At 41.1% G+C, this 768-nt stretch carries 1 protein-coding gene and 1 pseudogene; one reads left to right on the plus strand and one right to left on the minus strand.

All coding sequences use genetic code 11. The features are described from left to right. Window positions 1-551: HAMP domain-containing sensor histidine kinase (locus KIV40_RS30875; RefSeq protein ID WP_285353105.1), on the plus strand; the 551-nt coding region annotated here is incomplete at its 5' end. A gap of 49 nt (window positions 552-600) precedes the next feature. Here KIV40_RS30875 and KIV40_RS30880 read toward each other — a convergent pair. Next, a pseudogene (locus tag KIV40_RS30880) lies at window positions 601-768 on the minus strand (exoribonuclease R); the annotation flags it as partial.

The raw sequence follows: 768 nt of genomic DNA on the forward strand, positions 1-768 counted from the left end.
ATTCGGAAACGTGGCAGTTACAACACCCTGAGTCTGATCCACTTATCGATGTCGCTTATCGAAATAGTAATAAACTGTTTGAGCAACTCAACTCATTGTTAGATACCGCCAAGCAAGAGAAAGGATTGCCAACCTATGAATATCGAACCATTGATTTCAATCACTTGCTGACACTGTGTGAGGAGACGTTCAAGAATCAGTTAACCACAAAACGCATTATGCTGAATGTGAAAGCTGAAGATTCGGTTTCAATTGTTGGTGAGCAAAATCTGATAGAGCGTTTGATGTTTAACTTGATGGAAAATGCGATTCGACATGCTCCACAAGATAGCGAGCTCAATATCGTGGTGGAGCAGGGCGCACAGGATAAACGAATTAGAGTGACGATTGAAAATCAAGTCGATAACTCTGCTGCGAAAGGTTCACTTGGTATTGGTACGCGTATAGTACAATCGATACTTATGCTTCATCACAGTGTGTTAGAAACAACAAAGGCAGATAATACCTTTAAACAAAGTTTCTATCTGCCCTCGGCGCACATTGTGGGCTAACTGGTTGTAGGGTTATCCATAAAGTGAAACCCTACCTCAAACAATACAGTTATTTTTCTTCGTTTTGCTCATTCACTTTCGCGTAGAAGTGCAGCAGCTCAGTCAGTTCTTTCACCCATCCAAAGGCATCTTTCGGCGCATTTTTCAGAATCGATTCAACTTTTTCACAATGAACCTCAATCGCAATCGCTTCTTCTAGGTTGAATGAGATTGAGTA

It is taken from the genome of Vibrio sp. D173a (genome assembly GCF_030248475.1).